This is a genomic window from Saccharospirillum sp., assembly GCF_040881935.1.
In the GTDB taxonomy this organism is placed as follows: domain Bacteria; phylum Pseudomonadota; class Gammaproteobacteria; order Pseudomonadales; family Natronospirillaceae; genus Saccharospirillum.
Map to the genome: position 1 here is coordinate 1 of NZ_JBBECH010000095.1, position 18494 is coordinate 18494.

At 55.1% G+C, this 18494-nt stretch carries 19 protein-coding genes, 2 tRNA genes and 1 riboswitch; of the genes, 14 read left to right on the plus strand and 7 right to left on the minus strand.

The genetic code is table 11. The features are described from left to right. Positions 1–595: hypothetical protein (locus WEB54_RS17375; RefSeq protein ID WP_368056828.1), on the plus strand; the 595-nt coding region annotated here is incomplete at its 5' end. An 861-nt stretch (positions 596–1456) separates the two neighbouring features. Here the strand turns inward: WEB54_RS17375 and WEB54_RS17380 are convergent. The 4 genes from WEB54_RS17380 to WEB54_RS17395 form a co-directional block, all read right to left on the minus strand. Next, the gene (locus WEB54_RS17380; RefSeq protein ID WP_368056829.1) at positions 1457–2044 is read right to left on the minus strand and encodes a hypothetical protein; all 588 of its coding nucleotides are present in this window, start codon (positions 2042–2044) and stop codon (positions 1457–1459) included. 88 nt (positions 2045–2132) lie between these two features. After that, entirely contained in the window at positions 2133–2492 is a 360-nt protein-coding gene (locus tag WEB54_RS17385; RefSeq protein ID WP_368056830.1) for a hypothetical protein, read from the minus strand. A 224-nt stretch (positions 2493–2716) separates the two neighbouring features. Beyond that, positions 2717–2791, minus strand: a tRNA-Gly gene (locus WEB54_RS17390). An 11-nt stretch (positions 2792–2802) separates the two neighbouring features. Next, a tRNA-Glu gene (locus WEB54_RS17395) sits at positions 2803–2878 on the minus strand. A 247-nt stretch (positions 2879–3125) separates the two neighbouring features. Between WEB54_RS17395 and WEB54_RS17400 the strand changes: the two genes are divergently transcribed. The 8 genes from WEB54_RS17400 to WEB54_RS17435 all read left to right on the plus strand — a co-directional run bounded on the left by WEB54_RS17400 (position 3126) and on the right by WEB54_RS17435 (position 11075). After that, complete coding sequence (locus WEB54_RS17400) at positions 3126–3275, plus strand: hypothetical protein (protein ID WP_368056831.1); 150 nt, start codon at positions 3126–3128, stop codon at positions 3273–3275. After that, complete coding sequence (locus WEB54_RS17405) at positions 3275–3700, plus strand: YbaN family protein (RefSeq protein ID WP_368056832.1); 426 nt, start codon at positions 3275–3277, stop codon at positions 3698–3700. Before WEB54_RS17400 ends, WEB54_RS17405 begins: the two co-directional genes overlap by 1 nt. 128 nt (positions 3701–3828) lie before the next feature. Continuing rightward, a complete protein-coding gene (locus tag WEB54_RS17410) occupies positions 3829–5640 on the plus strand; it encodes an extracellular solute-binding protein (RefSeq protein WP_368054911.1) in 1812 nt (603 codons plus the stop codon). 9 nt (positions 5641–5649) lie between these two features. Then, on the plus strand, positions 5650–6768 hold the full coding sequence (locus WEB54_RS17415; RefSeq protein WP_368054913.1) for a microcin C ABC transporter permease YejB: 1119 nt from the start codon (positions 5650–5652) through the stop codon (positions 6766–6768). Continuing rightward, entirely contained in the window at positions 6768–7808 is a 1041-nt protein-coding gene (locus WEB54_RS17420; RefSeq protein ID WP_368054915.1) for an ABC transporter permease, read from the plus strand. Before WEB54_RS17415 ends, WEB54_RS17420 begins: the two co-directional genes overlap by 1 nt. A gap of 3 nt (positions 7809–7811) precedes the next feature. After that, positions 7812–9419: an ABC transporter ATP-binding protein gene (locus WEB54_RS17425; RefSeq protein ID WP_368056833.1), complete on the plus strand. Its 1608-nt coding sequence runs from the start codon at positions 7812–7814 to the stop codon at positions 9417–9419. 194 nt (positions 9420–9613) lie between these two features. Continuing rightward, the gene (locus tag WEB54_RS17430; RefSeq protein ID WP_368054917.1) at positions 9614–10492 is read left to right on the plus strand and encodes a DMT family transporter; all 879 of its coding nucleotides are present in this window, start codon (positions 9614–9616) and stop codon (positions 10490–10492) included. Between the two features lie 100 nt (positions 10493–10592). Further along, positions 10593–11075, plus strand: coding sequence for a peptidylprolyl isomerase (locus tag WEB54_RS17435; RefSeq protein WP_368054919.1), 483 nt, complete (start codon positions 10593–10595; stop codon positions 11073–11075). Positions 11076–11146: 71 nt separating this feature from the next. Here the strand turns inward: WEB54_RS17435 and tpx are convergent, their stop codons facing one another. Beyond that, positions 11147–11644, minus strand: coding sequence for a thiol peroxidase (gene tpx / locus WEB54_RS17440; RefSeq protein ID WP_368054921.1), 498 nt, complete (start codon positions 11642–11644; stop codon positions 11147–11149). A gap of 168 nt (positions 11645–11812) precedes the next feature. Between tpx and ltaE the strand changes: the two genes are divergently transcribed. After that, positions 11813–12841: a low-specificity L-threonine aldolase gene (ltaE, locus tag WEB54_RS17445; protein WP_368056834.1), complete on the plus strand. Its 1029-nt coding sequence runs from the start codon at positions 11813–11815 to the stop codon at positions 12839–12841. A 4-nt stretch (positions 12842–12845) separates the two neighbouring features. Here ltaE and WEB54_RS17450 read toward each other — a convergent pair whose 3' ends face one another. After that, a complete protein-coding gene (locus WEB54_RS17450; protein WP_368054925.1) occupies positions 12846–13643 on the minus strand; it encodes a phosphotransferase in 798 nt (265 codons plus the stop codon). A 144-nt stretch (positions 13644–13787) separates the two neighbouring features. Beyond that, positions 13788–13908: riboswitch (TPP riboswitch) on the plus strand. 124 nt (positions 13909–14032) lie between these two features. Here WEB54_RS17450 and thiB point away from each other — a divergent pair. The 4 genes from thiB to WEB54_RS17470 all read left to right on the plus strand — a co-directional run bounded on the left by thiB (position 14033) and on the right by WEB54_RS17470 (position 17873). Then, positions 14033–15019, plus strand: a complete 987-nt coding sequence (gene thiB / locus WEB54_RS17455) for a thiamine ABC transporter substrate binding subunit (RefSeq protein ID WP_368054927.1) — start codon at positions 14033–14035, stop codon at positions 15017–15019. Positions 15020–15032: 13 nt separating this feature from the next. Continuing rightward, positions 15033–16541 carry an ABC transporter permease subunit gene (locus WEB54_RS17460; protein ID WP_368056835.1) on the plus strand — a complete coding sequence of 503 codons (1509 nt, stop codon included), beginning with the start codon at positions 15033–15035 and terminating at the stop codon, positions 16539–16541. Then, entirely contained in the window at positions 16534–17244 is a 711-nt protein-coding gene (locus tag WEB54_RS17465; protein WP_368056836.1) for an ATP-binding cassette domain-containing protein, read from the plus strand. The genes WEB54_RS17460 and WEB54_RS17465 overlap by 8 nt, the downstream gene beginning before the upstream one ends. 98 nt (positions 17245–17342) lie before the next feature. After that, positions 17343–17873 (plus strand): thioesterase family protein, encoded by a 531-nt coding sequence (locus WEB54_RS17470; protein ID WP_368056837.1) that lies wholly within the window; start codon positions 17343–17345, stop codon positions 17871–17873. Here WEB54_RS17470 and WEB54_RS17475 read toward each other — a convergent pair. Continuing rightward, a complete protein-coding gene (locus WEB54_RS17475; protein WP_368056838.1) occupies positions 17870–18472 on the minus strand; it encodes a phosphoribosyltransferase in 603 nt (200 codons plus the stop codon). The two genes, WEB54_RS17470 and WEB54_RS17475, sit on opposite strands and share 4 nt — an antisense overlap. Positions 18473–18494: the final 22 nt, after the last annotated feature.

Consider the following 18494-nt stretch of genomic DNA (forward strand, 5'->3'; position numbering starts at 1 on the left):
AGGTGATGAATTTAGGCGAAAACGCCAACTGGACAACTACGGTGACATGGCGGGCCAGAAGTACAGCACGAATGATATATTTATGCCAATTTGGAAGAGAGACTACTCCGACCTACTGCATGGCCTCACAGGGCTAGGTAGCACAAGAACAGAAGTTTACTATATTCCTGCTGGTGTGGTTGGTTTGATTTCTGCAACTCTAGTTGGATTTATGTTACTTAAAGGATTGGCAAGGTATCCAAACCATATAAATTTTCATCTCTTAGGTCTACTAGCGCTTGATTATTTAGTGATCTCGGTATTAATTAATATTTTCCTTTTTAGTGGTTCTGGATTTGAGGTTATATATTATGGAGGAGCATTTATGGCTGGTATTTATTTTTTTGGTAATCGTGTAACAAGTCAGTTGGCAGTAATTGCAATTATTATTCTCATAATGTTGAGATTGGTATACGTTGATGGCATTTATCTGTACGTATTTTGGATGCCGATCTTAATACTAGTTTATTTAATTTTAAGGGCCCCAGTTGATTCAGAGGGCTACAGAACCGAAATCAAAGAATTTTCATTTGCCAGTATGATTGGAAGGAGCTAAGTATGTCTTTTTGTGGAGTTATTCTTGCTGTTTTAGGTGTGGGGATATTGTTTTTTTTACCTCCTTTGTGGGGAGCTTTGCTGATTGTCGTGGGTGCCATTTTAATATTTAGTGGTGGGGGGAAGTAATATCTATATACTTCGATTTATATTGGGTGGTTCTGGGGTTTATAGGGATGGAACATTACTATTAATTATTTTCGTCCCGATTGTGTTGTATTAACCTGGAGCGAGAAAAAAATTTATGATCCCAGGCCTGTTAGTCAACGAAGTCTCTATGCTTTTTTTGAATTTATCGTCACTGGCTTCGGGACCGAAACCTCTCCTTAAAATGAAAGTTTCGGCGGTTAGTCGAAGAGCAAAAAGACGGCGAAGCGCTCATTAAAGAACCTTATGTGTAAGTGGGTCTGTCTTCCTTTGTGGGCAATGTCGAGCGAGATTTCTTTTCTGGTTTTGAAACTGGGCTTTTGCCTTTTGCGCACAAAGAGTAGGTCCGCGGAATCGGTTAGTATCAAATCTGAGCGCGGTTTATACCTTGTAGGCGACGGCCAGGGCACGAAGGCCACGACACCGGACCAGGTGATTACCGACAAGAGACTTTACGCAATAACCCACCGGACATATTGCTCACTAACTACAATATGTTCGACTACTTGTTAGTGCGCCCACAAGACCAGAAGTTATGGGCCCATAGTGGACCAGATACCTTGCGGTAGCTCGTCGTGGATGAGCTGCACGCTTTCGACGGTGCACAGGGTACTGATTTATCACTACTGATTCTTCGTTTGCGAGCGCGTTTCGATATGACACCAGAGCAGCTTGTGTGTGTTGGTCAGGTATGAGGCTCGTGTAGTGTCAATGATCATTCCTCATTATACAGTACACCAACTGCTTCACCGCTTAGCGCCAGATCAATGGTTACATCAGAAGGCCGCACAGACATGGTGCTATCAATCTTTACGGTATACTGGCCTAGCATGGCTGGGGTGTCATCTATATAGGTTGATAGAGCCGTGAATGTCCAATCAGACTCCATGTCGTTTTCAACCTTGATGATGACAGTCAAATCCATGCTTGTGGCACCCATGGTGCGATCCCTAACACGATTCATCCGGTCCTGAGTGCCATCAGGGAGGTTGATACCTAATAGCCGACGTTCATCCTTTATGATCTGCAGGTTACGCGATTGCGCCTCAGTCTGTTTGCCGGCCACTACTATGTGAATGGGAATCTCGAAGTGGGCATAGCTATCAAATTCTTTTGAAAAACAATCAATTAGAACAGCATCGGCAAAAACATCCGGTACCATTTCCTCGGCTTCAATCAGCGAGCTCGAAGGTTCCCTGGAGTCCTCGTAGCTACTGCAGGCTGGTATTTCTAGTAACAAGTCAGCTTTTTGCGAATGTGTTTCATCATCGAGTAATTGAGATAATTTGACCTGTGTTGACACTTCAGTCTTGCACCCTGAGGCCAATAACACGAGGAGTGAGGTTGCTATAGTAATATTCCGTCTTGAGATTGGCATTGTCACATACTCCTTAGCTTTTCATGGTCTGGGGGATCTCTTTCGGATTGCGTTTGCTCAGCGTGGCCAGCAACCCGCCGATGAACGCGAGTAGCATGAAGACTGCGACTAATGTTCCGCCAAGCACTGCACCCAGTACGGCACAGACCATTAAAACAATACCTGGACCACGTGATTGAGCGCCAATCGCCACGGCACCAAAGACGATGGTAAGGAAGGAGAAGAGAACTCCACCAAAGCCCAGGGCAATGACGGTATCTGACCCTTCGGCTTCGAAACCCGCACCCAGGCCACCAACGAGTAGGGTTGTTACCGCCGCGAATACAGCGAAGATACCAGCAATCAGTGCGATTATTCCGCCAGCTTTTCTCATAATTTTTACCTGTGGATAGTGAGTTGAATGTGTATTATCGGGGTTGGAGCGACATTTTGTGTCGCTGTGGCGGGTATCCGGGCTATAGGTCTATCAATGCTGTCCCAAATCAAAGGAGATAAGGAGGTGGGTGCGGGCAGGGCAGGAATGTAGTATCCGTGGAAATTTTTGCAGTGAAACGGTCAGGCACAAAAAAAGCAGCCCTTGGGCTGCTTCTTCAAATTTGGAGCGGGAAACGAGATTCGAACTCGCGACCCCAACCTTGGCAAGGTTGTGCTCTACCACTGAGCTATTCCCGCGCAGAAATAAATGGTATCCCGTAGGGGACTCGAACCCCTGTTACCGCCGTGAAAGGGCGGTGTCCTAGGCCACTAGACGAACGGGACACACAAACTTTCGATAGGACGGTGCTGTTTTGAGGCAGCCTCGTCTGGCCGTTTCCGTCGAAAGCGGGGCGCATATTACCATTGGAATTTACCAATGCAACACTTTTCCTGAAAAAATTATCAAAATCAGTGTGTTAGCGCTGTGTTGTTGGGCAATGTAGCCGGTGAAAGACCAGCATCGGGCATACCGACTTCGGGCGCTCTCTGCTATCTTGGTTTCTGACTGAATCAGTGTGAGGAAGGCGTCATGAAGGGCCTGAAAGTGATGGAATTGACAGGTTTTAGTCGCCTGAAGCTGCTGGCGGCCAAGGCTCACCCGGCCTTTCCGCGTCAGAATCAACTGGGCGAGCAGGCTGGTGATGCCAATCGATGCCGGTTTGGGTGGGGCATAACCTGATGCATCGTGCCGTTTTGCGCTGGGTGTTGTTTATGGCCGGTTGGGTCTGTGTGGCACTGGGTACGGTCGGCGTGGTGATGCCGGTATTGCCGACCACGCCGTTTTTGTTGCTGGCCGCCGCCTGTTTTGCCCGGTCGTCGCCCCGCTTCCACCGTTGGCTGTTATCCACTAAGCTATTTGGACCTCTGATCGAAAACTGGCAGCGGGAGCGGTATATCGAAAAACGCTCCAAACGGGTGGCGCTGGTCGTGGTGGCGTTAACGTTTACCAGTTCGATCCTGATCGTAGAGCCGATAGCCTTGAAGTGGATGCTGGTCGGCTTTTGGGCGACCTGCACTTTTTTTATAGGGAGACTGTCGACGATTCCTCGCTCGCAGCGAGGGGGGCCGCAGCAAAACGCTGTTGTAACTGAACAGGGATCTTGAAGTATGCAAACGAAACCGGCCAATGCCGGTAGCGTATCAGTAGTACCGGCATTGGCCGGTTCGCATAAGAGCACTGCCCGGTGAGGCCAAAACCTGGCCGGTGGAGTTTGAACCTGGAGAGCATCGTTATGAGAGTCTTGTTGAGTCTGGTGTTGGGCTTGAGTGTGTCGGTTGCCGCCCTGGCCGAAGACGTCATCGTTTCCCATGCCATTGCCGAGCGGGGTGAGCCGCAATACCCGGCCAATTACCCACACTGGGACTACGTGAACCCGGATGCACCTCGCCAGGGGTATGTCACCTACGGCGTGCGCGGTACCTTCGATAACTTCAACCGCTTTGCACAGCGCGGCACTACACCCGCAGGCATACGGGAATACCTGTTCGATACGCTCATGACCGGTAATGGCGATGAAGTGGGCGTTTACTACGGGCTGATTGCCGAGCAGGTCGAATACGATAGCGACTACAGCTGGATCACCTTTCATCTGAACCCCAACGCCACCTTTCAGGATGGCGAACCCATCGAGGCCTCGGATGTGGTGTTTACCTTTAATCTGTTTATGGAAGACGGCGTTCCCCAGTTCAAAACCTACTATGAGGGTGTGACCGCTGAAGCGCTGGATAACCGTCGGGTGCGCTTTAACCTGGACATTCCAAGCAAGAGTCTGCTGGTCAGTTTGGCGACACTGACGGTGTTTCCGGAACATACCTTTGCCGAACTGGACTTTACCGAACCCTTCGACGAAGTGCCGCTGGGCAGTGGTCCCTACACCATTTCGGATTACAGCATGGGCCAGTATGTTGTATACCAGCGACTCGACGATTACTGGGCCAAGGATCACCCGGCGCGGGTTGGACAGTTGAATTTTGATTTCGAACGCTACGATTATTACCTGGACGATACCGTGCTGCTTGAAGCTTTCAAAAAAGGCGAGTACGACTTCCGCCAGGAGAATGTCGCCAAAGACTGGGCAACAGCTTATACCGGCAGTAACTTCGACGACGGGTACATTATTAAGGAAGAAATACCGCACGAACTGCCCCAGGCGATGCAGTCTTTTGTGTTCAATATCGAAAATCCCCAGTTTCAGGATCGACGGGTGCGCATGGCTATAAACCTGCTGTTCGACTTCGAGTGGACCAATAAAAATCTATTCTACGACGCCTACACACGCACCGGCAGCTATTTCCAGAACACCGACTACATGGCCGATAGCTTGCCTGAAGGACGCGAGCTGGAGATTCTTGACGATTACCGCGACCAACTGCCGCCGGAAGTCTTCTCCGAAGTGTATGAGAATTTTTCAACTGATAGCAGCGGCAACATTCGCCCCCAGTTGCGCCAGGCAGTGGGCTTGTTGAGAGAGGCGGGGTATGAAACCCGGGACGGATTGCTCATCTACAGCGAAACCGGTGAGCCGCTGGAATTTGAAATGCTGCTGTATTCGCCTTCGTTCGAGCGTATTGCCATCCCCTTCCGGGAAAATCTGGCGCGGGCCGGGATTACCATGAACATACGTACGGTTGATGTCACTCAGTACACGAACCGGATGCGTGAACGGGATTATGACATGCTGGTCGGTACCCTCGGTGGCGGCGCTTATCCGGATAGCGACCTGATGATCCAGTTCCACAGCAGCTTCCTGGATTCAACCTATAACTCCATCGGTGTGCAGGATCCGGTCATCGATGCGCTGGTCGAAGGCATTCGCGATAACCAGCAGAACGAGCCGGAGTTGCTGGCCTATGGCCGCGCGCTGGACCGGGTGTTGTTGTGGAATTATTACGTTATTCCGCACTGGCACATTGGAGCCTACCGCGTTGCCTACTGGAATAAATTTGCTCGCCCGGATACGCGGCCTCGCTACGCACTGGGCAGCTCGACCTGGTGGCTGGACACCGATGCCGCAGCGACTTTGCCTGATCGCAATGCACGCTGAGGGTAGGGCATGACCGCCTATCTGGTACGACGCCTGCTGCTGATCATTCCAACGCTTTGGGCGATTGTTACTATCAATTTTGTCATCATCCAGGTCGCCCCGGGCGGCCCGGTAGATCAGATGATCGCCAACATGGAGGGCAACACCGCCTCCATGCTGGACCGGATGACGGGTAACAATCAGACCGATATCTTGCAGGCACCGCCTTCCTCGGATCGAGAGTCCGGCAGCGACAACCGCTCGGGGGATTCCAGCTATCGCGGTGCACGCGGGCTGACCGAAGAGGACATCGCTGCCATTGAAGCCCGCTTCGGGTTCGATAGACCGCTGCATGAACGATATTTCACCATGCTGTGGGACTACTTGCGGTTTGATTTTGGCGATAGTCTGTTTCGCGGTGGCTCAGTCGTGGATCTGATCATCGACCGGTTGCCTGTGTCGATATCACTGGGTTTATGGACCACGCTCATCGTCTATCTGGTGTCTATACCGCTTGGCATTCGCAAGGCAATCAAGCACAGCACCCGTTTCGATGTCTGGACCTCGGGTGTAATTTTCGCCGCCAATGCCATTCCGTCGTTTTTGTTTGCCATTTTGCTGATCATTTTGTTTTCCGGTGGCAGTTATTTCGACTGGTTCCCATTACGCGGACTGGTGTCTACCAACTGGGATGATCTGAGTGTCGGCGGAAAGATTCTGGATTATTTCTGGCACATGGCCTTGCCGGTGCTGGCAATGGTTATTGGCGGCTTTGCCAGCCTGACTATGTTGACCAAGAACTCCTTCCTTGATGAAATTCACAAACAGTATGTGATGACGGCTCGGGCCAAAGGCTGCACCGAACGTCGCATTCTCTATGGCCACGTTTTCCGTAATGGCATGTTGATTATTATTGCCGGTTTCCCGGCGGCTTTTCTGGGTATTCTGTTCAGCAGCTCGTTGCTGATTGAAACCATTTTCTCACTCGATGGGCTGGGGTTGCTGGGCTTTGAATCCACACTGCAGCGCGATTATCCGGTCATGTTTTCCACGCTTTATGTGTTTACCTTAATGGGATTAGTCATGGGCATTATCAGCGATCTGATGTACACCCTGATCGACCCGCGCATTGATTTCGAGGCGCGCTGATGGCGAGTCAACAGACAGGGTTTTTGTCGCCGGTAACCCGCGCTCGGTGGCTGCGGTTCAAGACGAATCGCAGGGCCTGGTGGAGCCTGTGGATTTTTACCGTGGTGTTCGCGTTGTCGCTGGTGTCGGAACTGGTCGCCAATGAAAAGCCATTGCTGATCTGGTTCGATGGCAAACCCTACGCGCCTCTGATTCAGGATTACACCGAACTCGATTTTGGTGGCGATTTCGATCTGATGGCCGACTATCGAGACCCCTTTATTCAAGAGTTGATCGAACCCAACGGCTGGATTCTCTGGCCGCCGATTCCCTACGCCTACAACACCATCAATTATGACCTGCCGAGTCCCGCACCGAGCCCACCAACTACCGAGAATTGGCTGGGTACGGACGACAAGGGCCGGGATGTGCTGGCGAATGTGCTTTATGGTTTCCGCATTTCGGTGCTGTTTGGCTTTCTGACGACGATTATTTCTGCTGTTATTGGCGTGGCCGCTGGCGCCGTGCAGGGGTATTACGGTGGCAAGCTGGATTTGTTCATGCAACGGTTCATGGAAATCTGGGGCAGTATGCCGACGCTGTTTATTCTGATCATTCTGATGAGCATTGTAACCCCGAGCTTTTGGTGGCTGTTGCTGGTGGTGCTGTTGTTTGGCTGGATGGGCTTTGTTGGGGTGGTGCGCGCCGAGTTTTTGCGAACCCGTAACTTTGAATACGTGCTCTCCGCCCGGGCCATGGGCATGAGTGATCGTCGGCTAATGTTCCGGCATATTCTGCCCAATGCGATGGTCGCCACCTTGACGTTCATGCCGTTCACCCTGTCAGGGTCGATCACGATTTTAACCTCGCTGGATTTTCTGGGTTTCGGCATGCCACCCGGTTCACCGTCGCTCGGTTTACTACTGGCGCAGGGCAAGGCAAATATTCAGGCGCCCTGGTTGGGCTTTACCGCGTTTTTCATTGTCGGCTTCATGCTGACGACGTTGATTTTTGTAGGGGAGGGCGTGCGTGATGCCTTCGACCCGCGCAAGGCGTATTGATGCATGAGTAATTCTTCACCTGAACCATTGGTAAGCCTGGTCGATGTGTCGCTGGGGTTTGGCTTCGGTGACGAAGTGACGCCGGTCGTACAGAATGTCTCGCTCGATATTCATGCGGGCGATGTTGTTGCACTGGTCGGTGAAAGCGGGTCCGGCAAAAGCGTGACCGCCATGTCGATTCTGCGGTTGGTGCCAAGCCCGCCGCTGGTTTGGCTGGGCGGTGAGGTTCGTTGGCAGGGCGAACGGATCGATAACAAGTCGGATCGGGATTTACAGGCCTGGCGCGGGCGCAAGGTCGGGGTGATTTTCCAGGAGCCGATGACTTCGCTGAACCCGCTGCACACCATCGAGAAACAGATTGTTGAGATGGTGCAGCTGCACCATCCGGTGTCTGCTCGCCAGGCGTCTGCCAAGGCGTTGAGCATGCTGGAGCGGGTCGGATTGAAAGATCCGGCCACTAAGTTAAAGTCTTATCCGCATCAGTTATCCGGCGGAGAGCGTCAGCGGGTGATGATCGCGCTGGCGCTGGTCAACGAACCGGAAATGCTGATCGCCGATGAACCTACCACCGCGCTCGATGTCACTATTCAGGCGCAGATTTTAGAATTGATCGCCGATCTGCAACGTGAATTCGGCATGGCTGTTTTGTTTATCACCCACGATCTGACACTGGTGCGTCGTTTCTGCCAGCAGGTGGCGGTGATGGAGCGCGGGCGGGTTGTTGAGGCAGGCCCGACGGGCCAGGTATTTGACGCGCCACAGGACCCTTACACTCAGGCACTGTTGGCTGCTGAACCGGGTAATCCGCCGCAGGCGTTGCAAGGCGAGCTCCGCCCTTTGCTGACCGGACGCGATGTACGGGTCTGGTTCCCGATTCAGCGCGGTATTTTGCGGCGGACTGTCGGGCATGTGAAAGCGGTGGATGGCATTGATTTTACCTTGCATGAGGGTGAGTCGCTGGGCGTTGTCGGGGAGAGTGGTTCCGGCAAGTCAACGCTGGCGCGCGCGATCTTGCGGCTGGAAGCGAGCGAGGGGGTATTGGATTTTGAAGGCCAGTCGTTGCAGGGGCTGGATCGCAAGGCGTTGCGCCCGGTGCGCAAGCGCATGCAGATTGTGTTTCAGGACCCATACGGCAGCCTGAGCCCGCGTTTGTCGGTGGAGCAGATTGTTCGCGAGGGGCTGGATATTCACCGGATCGGTAAGCCGGAAGAGCGTGATGCGGCGGTTATTGAAGCGCTGCAAGCGGTGGAACTCGACCCGGAGATGCGGTTTCGCTATCCGAACGAGTTCTCTGGTGGCCAACGTCAGCGCATTGCCATTGCCCGAGCGCTGATCATGCGGCCGCGCTTTATCATTCTCGATGAGCCAACCTCGGCGCTGGACCGGACCGTTCAGTTCCAGGTGATTGAGTTGCTCAAGCGATTGCAGGCAGACTATGGCTTGTCTTACCTGTTTATCAGTCACGATCTGAAAGTCGTTCAGGCGCTGTGCCACTCGGTGATGGTGATGAAGGATGGCAAAGTGGTTGAACAGGGCCCCGCGGAGCAGGTGTTTAATTCACCGCAAAACCCCTACACTCAAGCCTTGCTCGAAACTGCCTTTGCGGTTTGATGCCTCTCTGTAACCTGTGGTTGGGTCCGCGTCGGCTACCGGTGATGTCTCAGCGGGGTCGGCGTAAACCCGTCCGGGGCCTGGACCGCAACATCCATGTTGCGGACTCCCCCGCAGAGACACCACCGGCATCCGTCGCTCGCAATGTGCGAATTTCGGAGGTTAAGCGATTAATATTTATAAAAGGAAACCTGATGTCTCTGCCCAAACTGGACCACCGCCAGGGAATATGGATCGCCGCACTGGGGGTGCTGGTACTCAGTTTCGATGCCTTGCTGGTACGCCTTGCCGCAACCGATCCAATGAACATTGCCTTCTGGCGTGGTGCGCTTATTTTTGTGTCGGTGACGTTGTTTATTCAATTTAGCGGTAATCGTAAACAATGGCGGCAGTATCGCGCCCATGGCGGCGCTGCTGTGCTGGTGACGGTGATCTACGGTATTAATTCCGGACTGTTTGTGTTCAGTGTTAGCCACACGTCGGCGGCCAATACAGTGGTTATTCTCAGCAGTTCGGCATTTTTTGCGGCGTTTTTTTCCTGGTTACTGTTGCGAGAGCGCGTGGCGCTGCGTACCTGGATTGCCATAGCCGTGTCCGTTGCGGGCGTGCTGGTGGTGTTTGCCGGGTCGCTGGGCAAGCCTGGTAGTCTGGGTGATTTGCTGGCGATTATTTTAGCTCTTTCGATGGGGCTGACGCTGACCTTACTGCGGCGCATGCCGGATTTGCCGAAGATGCCGGTCGTCGCTGGCAGCGGTATCGTGCTGGCCATACTGACCTGGCCTTTGGCATCACCGCTGGGCCTGGAGCCGAATCAGTACGGTTGGCTGGCGGTGATGGGGCTGGTGCAGATGCCTGTCGCCTCGGTGTTGCTGATGATGGCAACGCGGTACTTGCCGTCGCCCGAAGTCAGCCTGTTCTTGCTGATTGAAACCGTGCTCGGGCCGGTCTGGGTGTTGTGGGTGCTGAATGAAGCAGTACCGCCGCTGACCCTGGTGGGGGGCAGTGCCATATTGGGCGCGGTGGCGGTGCATTCCTGGCTCTCGCTGCGTCGTGAGACTCCAGGTGCCATCTGAGCGCTGACGCGGTTGAATGGGGCGGGTATACTGTCGACAGTTCGCGTCTATTGCTTTTTTTTATTGTCTGTTCAGGCCTACTGGCCAGGTGACTTCTATTATGCCAATCGAAAAAAATACCGTAGTAACGTTCCACTATATTCTGAGTGATGAAACCGGTGAAACAGTTGAGTCGAGCCGCAATGGCGAGCCCAATGTGTATCTGCATGGTCACGGTGGCATTTTGCCGGGCCTGTCTGAGGCACTGGAAGGTAAAGAGGCGGGGGATTCGCTAAGCGTCACTCTGACGCCCGACCAGGCTTATGGTCAGCGTAAGCCGGATGCCATTCAACGTGTACCGGCCAAGCACCTGATGGGTGCAAAAAAGTGGAAGCCGGGGATGGTCGCTCAGGTTAATACTGAACAGGGCCCGCGTCATGTGCTGGTGGTGAAAGTGGGGCATAAGTTTATTGATGTCGATACCAACCACCCGCTGGCGGGTAAAACGCTGACCTTTGATGTTGAAGTGGTTAGTCTGCGAGAGGCCGAACCGGAAGAAATTGCCCATGGTCACGTGCATGGCGCCGGTGGCCATCACCATTGAGGTATCCAAAATAAAAAGGGCCGTTAAGGCCCTTTTGTGATGATATTCAATTTTCAGTGGTCATCAGTGCTTCAGGCAATTGCTTTTAGTGCCGAATCGTAGTCTGGTTCATTAGCGGTCTCGGAGACCAGCTCGGTGTGCGCTACTTTACCGTCTTTGATCACAACAACCGACCGTGCCATCAGGCCTTTGAGTGGGCTGTCGGCGATGGTAACACCGTAATCTTTACCGAAGGATTCGCTGCGAAAGACTGAGGCGTTGGTCACTCGTTCCAGGCCTTCAGCACCGCAGAAGCGCTGCATGGCAAACGGCAGGTCGGCCGAAATACAGACGACTTCAACGCCATCCAGTTTGCTCAGTGCTTCGTTGAACTTGCGAACCGAGGTGGCACAGGTCGGGGTATCGACACTGGGGAAGATGTTAAGTACCACGGTTTTGCCGGCCAGATCACTGAGTTTGAGATCCGAAAGGTCAGTCTTGGTCAGCGTGAAGTCGGGCGCGCTGGAACCGACGGCGGGCAGGTCACCCACGGTGTTGACTGGGTTGCCCTGGAGGGTGATTTTAGCCATTGAGAAACTTCTCCTAATACGAAAATAATGAGCCTTGCAGAATAACCGTTAGCGGAATGTCGGGCTCACCCGGTAATATCACTGTACGGAAATGGGGTGTTTTTGGATGAATGCAATGGCAGCGAACGCCCGATCCCGTTTTTGAAAACGCTGTAAACAGGACATTTTATGACGATGACAGAGCATGGCCCGCTTGTGGATTTACGCAGCGATACCGTCACCCGGCCAACTGAGGCCATGCGTGCCGCCATGGCCCGCGCAGAAGTTGGCGACGATGTGTTTGGTGATGACCCGAGCATTAACCGGCTCGAAGCCCGCATGGCGGACCTGACCGGGAAAGCAGCGGCCGTGTTGCTGCCGACGGGTACCCAGAGCAACCTGGTGGCGCTGCTCAGCCATTGCCAGCGCGGCGATGAATATCTGGTCGGACAGAACTACCATACTTACTTCTACGAAGCCGGTGGCGCTGCGGTGCTGGGCAGCATTCAGCCTCAACCAATGCCGGTGCAAGCCGATGGCACGCTGGCGCTGGATACCCTGGCACAGATGATCAAGCCGGATGACTGTCATTTTGCCCGCAGTCGGTTGATCGCGCTGGAAAACACCCACGGCGGCCGGGTGATGCCACGCGAGTTCATCGGGCGGGTACGGCAACTGGCCGATCAGCACGGGCTCAGTGTGCATCTGGACGGGGCACGGCTGTTCAACGCGGCCATTGCCAGTGGGCAAACGGTTGCTGACCTGGCGCAAGCGGCTGATTCAGTCAGTATCTGCTGCTCTAAAGGGCTGGGGGCGCCCATGGGCTCGGTTTTGGTGGGCTCTGCTGAGTTAATAAAGCAAGCACGGCGCTGGCGTAAAATGGTCGGCGGCGGTATGCGTCAGGCGGGCATCATCGCGGCAGCCATTGACCATGCGCTGGATCACCATGTCGACCGTTTGGCCGATGATCATGCCAATGCCGAGCGCCTGCACGCCGAATTGAGTGTGCTGCCGGGCATCGTCGAGGCCACGGTCAACACCAATATGGTGTACATCGAGTTGGAGTCGCGGGAAAAAGGGCTGGCGCTGCAGGCGGCTCTGCGAGAACGCGGCATACTCACTGCAGGCGGCCAGAAAATCCGGCTGGTTACGCATCTGGACATTACCACCGACATGATTGACCGGGTCGTTACCACCGTGGCCGACGTCCTCAGCTGAGCGGTTAGTTCGGTTTGCACCATTGCTCGTACCAGGCGTCAGCGCCGGGTGTTGCGCTTGTCGCAAGCCCGGGGTTGGCGCGGTACCAAACCATGGCCAGCGCACTCATAAGACATTGAGCCTGGCGCAGCCGATCCGGACCTATGCTCATCTGGTCCGCCAGCCGTAACGCCTGAGCCTCCGACAGGTTGAACCCCAAACACACACCGGCTACATCCATCGCCGGGTCGCCGGCGGCGGCGAACTCCCAGTCCAGCAGGGTCCACTCGGAGCCATTCAGCATCAAATTTCCCGGGTGCCAGTCGTGGTGGCACAGCACGGGCTGTCTGACGAAATCATAGCCATGGCACTGGTCGCGCAGAAAAGCGTGAATGTGCGCGGGTAATGGCTTGGCGTACTTCAGCAGGGTCTGAATCTGATCCGCCACGTTCAGCGGCTCACCCTGAGGGCGGTGGTGATGCACCTGCTGCAAGGCCAGAGCCAGCACATCCAGATCGGCGGCGTCACCGCTGGGTGCAGCCTCACCCGGTGCCCATTGGCACAGTAGCCAGCGCGGGCAAGCGGCAATCAGCTTGGGTGACCAGGCTTCGTTGCTCAAATTCAGCAGAATATTAATTTCGCGACGCCGGTCGACGCCGAGCGACGGCAGGTCCGGGTGGTTCAGGCGCAACGCAGTTTGTTGCAATGGGCTCTGAATATGAAACAGCCGGTTGCACTCACCACCTGGCCAGGCCGTGATGCTTAGCGGGCCGGGCAGGGTGTCCTTGATCTCGTTCAGGGCCTCAAACAGCGCAATGGTCATAAGCAGGTACCGAAAATATCTGCGGCCATTGTGTCAGAAGTTGGGTTTCTTTGGCGATTTCAGTAGAATGCACGCCAGCCGGGCAGCGTTATTGCCCGGTCAGAGTGCCTCAACGACGCGTTTAAACGCCGTAGAGGGCTCGCAGCGTTCTCGCCGGGGTGCCTACTGTGTGTTTGCCGAACAACGCAAACCGCACAGGGCTGAGACTCACCCGCCGAACCTGAACCAGTTAATGCTGGCGTAGGGAGTTGAGACGACAGGTGTGGCTCAGGTGCTTTCAGGCACAGCCAGCGCCAATCAACCTTTCCCCTATGAGTCATGCTGGCTATTCGGCCAACGGCTCATGCGCCGGTCATTGTGAAGTTTAACTTTGAACCGGAAATCTAAAAATGACCATGAAATCTATATTGGCAACTGCGTCCCTAATGACGCTGTCGTTTGCAGCCCATGCCGAACCTCTGACGATCTACACCTACGAATCCTTTGTTTCCGAATGGGGCCCAGGCCCTCAGATTGAAGCAGGCTTTGAAGCCGAGTGCGGTTGCGAGGTTGAATTTATTGGTCTGGAAGACGGCGTTGCGCTGCTGAACCGGCTGCGTCTGGAAGGTGCTTCCAGCCAGGCTGATGTCTTACTGGGCATCGACGATGCCCTGATAGCCGAGGCGAGCGAGCTGAATTTGACGTTGCCACACGGCCTCGACACCAGTGATCTGAGCCTGCCGTACGCCTGGCAGGATGCCGATTTTGTACCCTATGACTACGGTCATTTTGCCTTTGTTTACGATCAGACCCGTGTCGATGCGGTGCCGTCGTCGCTTCAGGAACTGGTTTACGAGTCTGACCTCAGTGTTATTTACCAGGACCCCCGCGTCAGTACGCCGGGACAGGGCCTGATGTTATGGATGAAATCGGTTTTTGGCGACGATGCCGATCAAGCCTGGGAAACCTTGCAACAGCGGGTCGTGACCGTAACGCCGGGTTGGAGCGAAGCCTATGCGCTGTTCCAGGAAGGCGAGAGCGACCTGGTGCTCAGCTACACCACCTCCCCGGCCTACCACATGACCTGGGAAGACACCGATCAATATCAGGCAGCGGAATTCAGCGAAGGCCATTATGCCCAAATCGAAGTAGCGGCGGCGCTGGCGTCTTCAGACCAACCTGAGCGTGCGCGCGAGTTTCTGGCCTATCTGATCAGTAAACCGGCGCAGGATGTCATGGCCGGTACCAACTGGATGTGGCCTGTGTTGGAAGGTGCCGAGACCCCGGAAGCCTATGACCAGATGGCCCGTCCTGACACCCTGTATTTCAACAGCGAAACCGTGGCAGAGAACCGTCGTGACTGGATACGCGAATGGCGCACTGCGGCCAGCCAGTAACCAAGGCTGTTCTATGACGCTGACCCGCACCCTGGCCTGGCTCGGCACCGGCGCACTGCTGTTGACGGTAGTGCTGGCGCTGGCGGGTATGGCTCTGCACCCCGGGCAAGGGTATGGCTGGGCCAGCTATTTCGACGCCTGGCTGTGGCAGATCGTCCGGTTTTCGGTGTTGCAGGCGGGCTTGTCGGCCGGGTTCTCGGTGGTGCTGGCCCTGCCTTTTGCCTGGGTGCTGTCGCAACAGCCTTTTCGGGGGCAGTGGCTGTTGGCCGGGTTTCTTAACCTGGCCTTTGTATTGCCGGTGCTGGCTGTAGTGCTCGGCATCGTAGTGTTATTTGGTCGCCAGGGCTGGTGGCCTCTGGCCGGCACGATCTACGGGTTACCCGGTATCTTGCTGGCCCATGTGGCGCTTAACTGGCCGTTTGCGGTGCGCCTGTTGTGGGAGCGGCTGAACCAGGTTCCGCCCCATCATCGTCGCCTGGCCAACATTCTGGGGCTTACCGCTTTCCAGCGGTTGCACCGGATCGAATGGCCCATTCTGAAAGCCGCTATGGGGCCGGTCTTCGTGCTGATTGCGCTGCTGTGCTTCAGCAGCTTTACCGTGGTGCTGACCCTGGGCGGTGGTCCGGCCAACACCAACCTGGAAGTCGCGGTGTACCAGGCGCTCAAATACGATTTTGACAGCCGTGGTGCGGCGCTCTATGCAACGCTTCATGGTGTAATGGCGCTGGGTCTGATGGCGCTGCTCGGGCGTCACCGGGTTGGTTCGATGGAGATGGTGGCCCAGCCGACGCGGTCCGTTCTGCAGCGGGCAACCGGGGTGCAATGTGGGGCCATTATTGTGCTGTTGTTGTCTCTGCTGGCGCCTTATTTGGCGCTGACCCAGCGCGCTTTGCGCAGCCGCTGGCAATGGCCGGAGATGCTGAATGAGGCGGTGATCACCAGTCTTGGCATTGCCGGGTTCAGTGCGCTGGTTGCGGTGTTGCTGGCGCTCAGTCGTTGCGTCTCGGCCGATTCGGCGCGGCGGCGCAGTGTCTGGCTCGATTTTGGGGTGCTGGTGTTGCCAGCCATGGTGCTCACCACAGGCCTGTTTTTGCTGTGTCTGCGTCTAGGCTGGGCACGGCAGGCAACCTGGCCGCTGATTATTTGGATTAATGCGCTGATGGCCATGCCACTGATCTTGCAGCCAATAAAGGCTCGAATCGCAGCCGCCCGAAACCAGTATCAACGGCTGACGCGGGTGCTGGGCCTGTCGCGCTGGGTAGCGCTGCGTGTTATTTACTGGCCGGTGCTGTGGCCGGTTCTGGTCTGGGCGCTGGCACTGAGTGCGGTGCTCAGTCTGGGCGATATGGGCGTGGCAGCCCTGATTGGGCAGCTTGATTTTGTAACCTTGCCACTGCTGATTTTCAGGGCGATGGGCAGCTATCAGATGGGGCTTGCAGCCCAGTTGATGGTGGCTTTGCTGGTAGTGTGTGCCACCCTTTTGGGGCTGGCGGAATGGGCTCGGGGGCGCGGTCATGCTTGAACTGAACAACCTGTCTGCTCGGTTGGGCGACCAGGACTTTCACTGGCAGTGCCAGTTGGCGGAAGGCGAACTGATGGCTGTGGTCGGTGCCAGCGGGCTGGGCAAATCCACCTTGCTGAATGTACTGATGGGGCTGACACCGCCGACCCAGGGCGTCATTCGCTGGCAGGGCAGGTCGGTATTGGATTTGGCCGTGCATGATCGGCCGTTCGGTATTCTGTTTCAAAGCCACAACCTGTTTGATCACCTGAGTCTGCGGCTGAACCTGGCGCTGGGCCTGTCCCGAACCGGTCGGTTGAATGAGCAGCAGCAACATCGCCTGGAGGCTGCTGCGCGGCGATTCGAGTTGCACTCAATGCTCGACCGAACGCCCGATCAACTCAGTGGCGGCCAGCAACAACGAGCGGCGCTGGCGCGGGTGTTTTTACAGCGAAAATCTGTGTTATTGCTCGATGAGCCGTTCTCATCACTTGATCCGGCGTTGCGCCAGGAGGGGCTCGACTGGGTCAGCGATATGCAATCGGAGCTCGGTTGTACCGTTCTTCTGGTTACCCACCATCTCGAAGAAATGCTGGGCGTGACCGATCGTATTCTGCTCGGGCTGACGGCTCAGCAGTGGTTGAATCTCTCGGTGCCGGAGTTCCGGCAAAAACAGGCGGAAGGGCGGTTTGAATCGTTATTGGGAAGCAGTGGCAGCCGCTGACCGGCGACTCCTGATTGATCTTTTCGTTCCAGACAGGCAGCATAGCCCCTGGTTTCAAACGATCGTTTGAATAACAGCTGGCCTGATAAGGAACACCGATGAATCTGGTGGGACGTTTTTTACTGCTCCTGGTACACGCACTTATTCGCCGTCCGACCGGAGACCCCCTGGCACCGGTCCGGCATCGCTACCGGGTCTGGCTGCACGATATGGATCTGAACTTTCACCTGACGGCGGCGCGCTATTTCTCCTTCGGCGACCTGTGCCGCATTCAGTGGCTGATCGACTCCGGGCTTGGTCGTGCTTTTTTGAAAGGCCGCTATCGGGCCGTGCTCAATGCTCAGGAGCTCACCTATATTCGGGAATTTGCACCCTTCAGTCAGGTTTCACTGGAGGTGCAGCTGCGCTGTTGGGATGACAAATACGCCTACTTCGAACAACGGTTTTACCACGGAGAAACACTGCATTCGGTCGGCCACGCCAGAATGGCCATGTTGCATAAAGGCAAGGTAATGAGTATGGGTAAGGTACTGGAGCGCGAAGGCCTCAGTGTGGAATCGCTGCCCGAGACCGAAGCCATTCGCGACTGGAAGGAAACCCTGGCGGCAAAACGCGCTCAGTTTGGTTAGACCGGTTTTACCGAATCCAGAATGGCCGACAGGTAGCCTTTGTGCTGGTCTATTTCGGCGCGCGTCAGACCCGTCAGCTCATAGGGAAATACCAGCCAGTCGTCGGTATCGTGCAGACAGTAATCGGGCCTGCGTTCGGTCTGGTGCGTGGCGGGGCGCTGATACAGCGTGGCAATACGGGTATCGACGGGCATATTCCGTTTCAGGTGCTTGTTCAGTCGGTTCAGCACCGCCTGAACACTGTGGCCAGTGCCGAAAACGTCATCAACGATCAGCAGACGGTCGTCAGCATTCAGGTTATCGAGTAGATACTGGGTGCCATGAACCCGAATATGGGTTTCCGGAGAGGCAATCATGTCCGGATAGTGGTCCATGCCCCGATATGACGTTCTCAATGCAATATGGTCAGTTTTGTTGCCAAGCGTTTGCAGGCACTCCTGCACATAGATGCCGACGGTACTGCCACCGCGCCACAGACCGACGATGAAGTTGGGTCGGAAGCCACTTTCAAACACCTGAACACCCAGACGAAAAGCATCCTCGATCAGTTCGGCTTCATCCAGAAAACGTTTGTTGCGATGGGTATCCGTATGGGTCATGGCTTGCCGGGGGCTCGGGTCG

Excerpts from the sequence above, each read along its gene's own strand:
- WEB54_RS17385 (WP_368056830.1), bottom strand. The coding sequence starts at position 2,492 with ATGAGAAAAGCTGGCGGAATAATCGCACTGATTGCTGGTATCTTCGCT.
- WEB54_RS17400 (WP_368056831.1), top strand. The coding sequence starts at position 3,126 with ATGAAGGGCCTGAAAGTGATGGAATTGACAGGTTTTAGTCGCCTGAAG.
- WEB54_RS17405 (WP_368056832.1), top strand. The coding sequence starts at position 3,275 with ATGCATCGTGCCGTTTTGCGCTGGGTGTTGTTTATGGCCGGTTGGGTC.
- WEB54_RS17410 (WP_368054911.1), top strand. The coding sequence starts at position 3,829 with ATGAGAGTCTTGTTGAGTCTGGTGTTGGGCTTGAGTGTGTCGGTTGCC.
- WEB54_RS17415 (WP_368054913.1), top strand. The coding sequence starts at position 5,650 with ATGACCGCCTATCTGGTACGACGCCTGCTGCTGATCATTCCAACGCTT.
- WEB54_RS17420 (WP_368054915.1), top strand. The coding sequence starts at position 6,768 with ATGGCGAGTCAACAGACAGGGTTTTTGTCGCCGGTAACCCGCGCTCGG.
- WEB54_RS17425 (WP_368056833.1), top strand. The coding sequence starts at position 7,812 with ATGAGTAATTCTTCACCTGAACCATTGGTAAGCCTGGTCGATGTGTCG.
- WEB54_RS17430 (WP_368054917.1), top strand. The coding sequence starts at position 9,614 with ATGTCTCTGCCCAAACTGGACCACCGCCAGGGAATATGGATCGCCGCA.
- WEB54_RS17435 (WP_368054919.1), top strand. The coding sequence starts at position 10,593 with ATGCCAATCGAAAAAAATACCGTAGTAACGTTCCACTATATTCTGAGT.
- tpx (WP_368054921.1), bottom strand. The coding sequence starts at position 11,644 with ATGGCTAAAATCACCCTCCAGGGCAACCCAGTCAACACCGTGGGTGAC.
- ltaE (WP_368056834.1), top strand. The coding sequence starts at position 11,813 with ATGACGATGACAGAGCATGGCCCGCTTGTGGATTTACGCAGCGATACC.
- WEB54_RS17450 (WP_368054925.1), bottom strand. The coding sequence starts at position 13,643 with ATGACCATTGCGCTGTTTGAGGCCCTGAACGAGATCAAGGACACCCTG.
- thiB (WP_368054927.1), top strand. The coding sequence starts at position 14,033 with ATGACCATGAAATCTATATTGGCAACTGCGTCCCTAATGACGCTGTCG.
- WEB54_RS17460 (WP_368056835.1), top strand. The coding sequence starts at position 15,033 with ATGACGCTGACCCGCACCCTGGCCTGGCTCGGCACCGGCGCACTGCTG.
- WEB54_RS17465 (WP_368056836.1), top strand. The coding sequence starts at position 16,534 with ATGCTTGAACTGAACAACCTGTCTGCTCGGTTGGGCGACCAGGACTTT.
- WEB54_RS17470 (WP_368056837.1), top strand. The coding sequence starts at position 17,343 with ATGAATCTGGTGGGACGTTTTTTACTGCTCCTGGTACACGCACTTATT.
- WEB54_RS17475 (WP_368056838.1), bottom strand. The coding sequence starts at position 18,472 with ATGACCCATACGGATACCCATCGCAACAAACGTTTTCTGGATGAAGCC.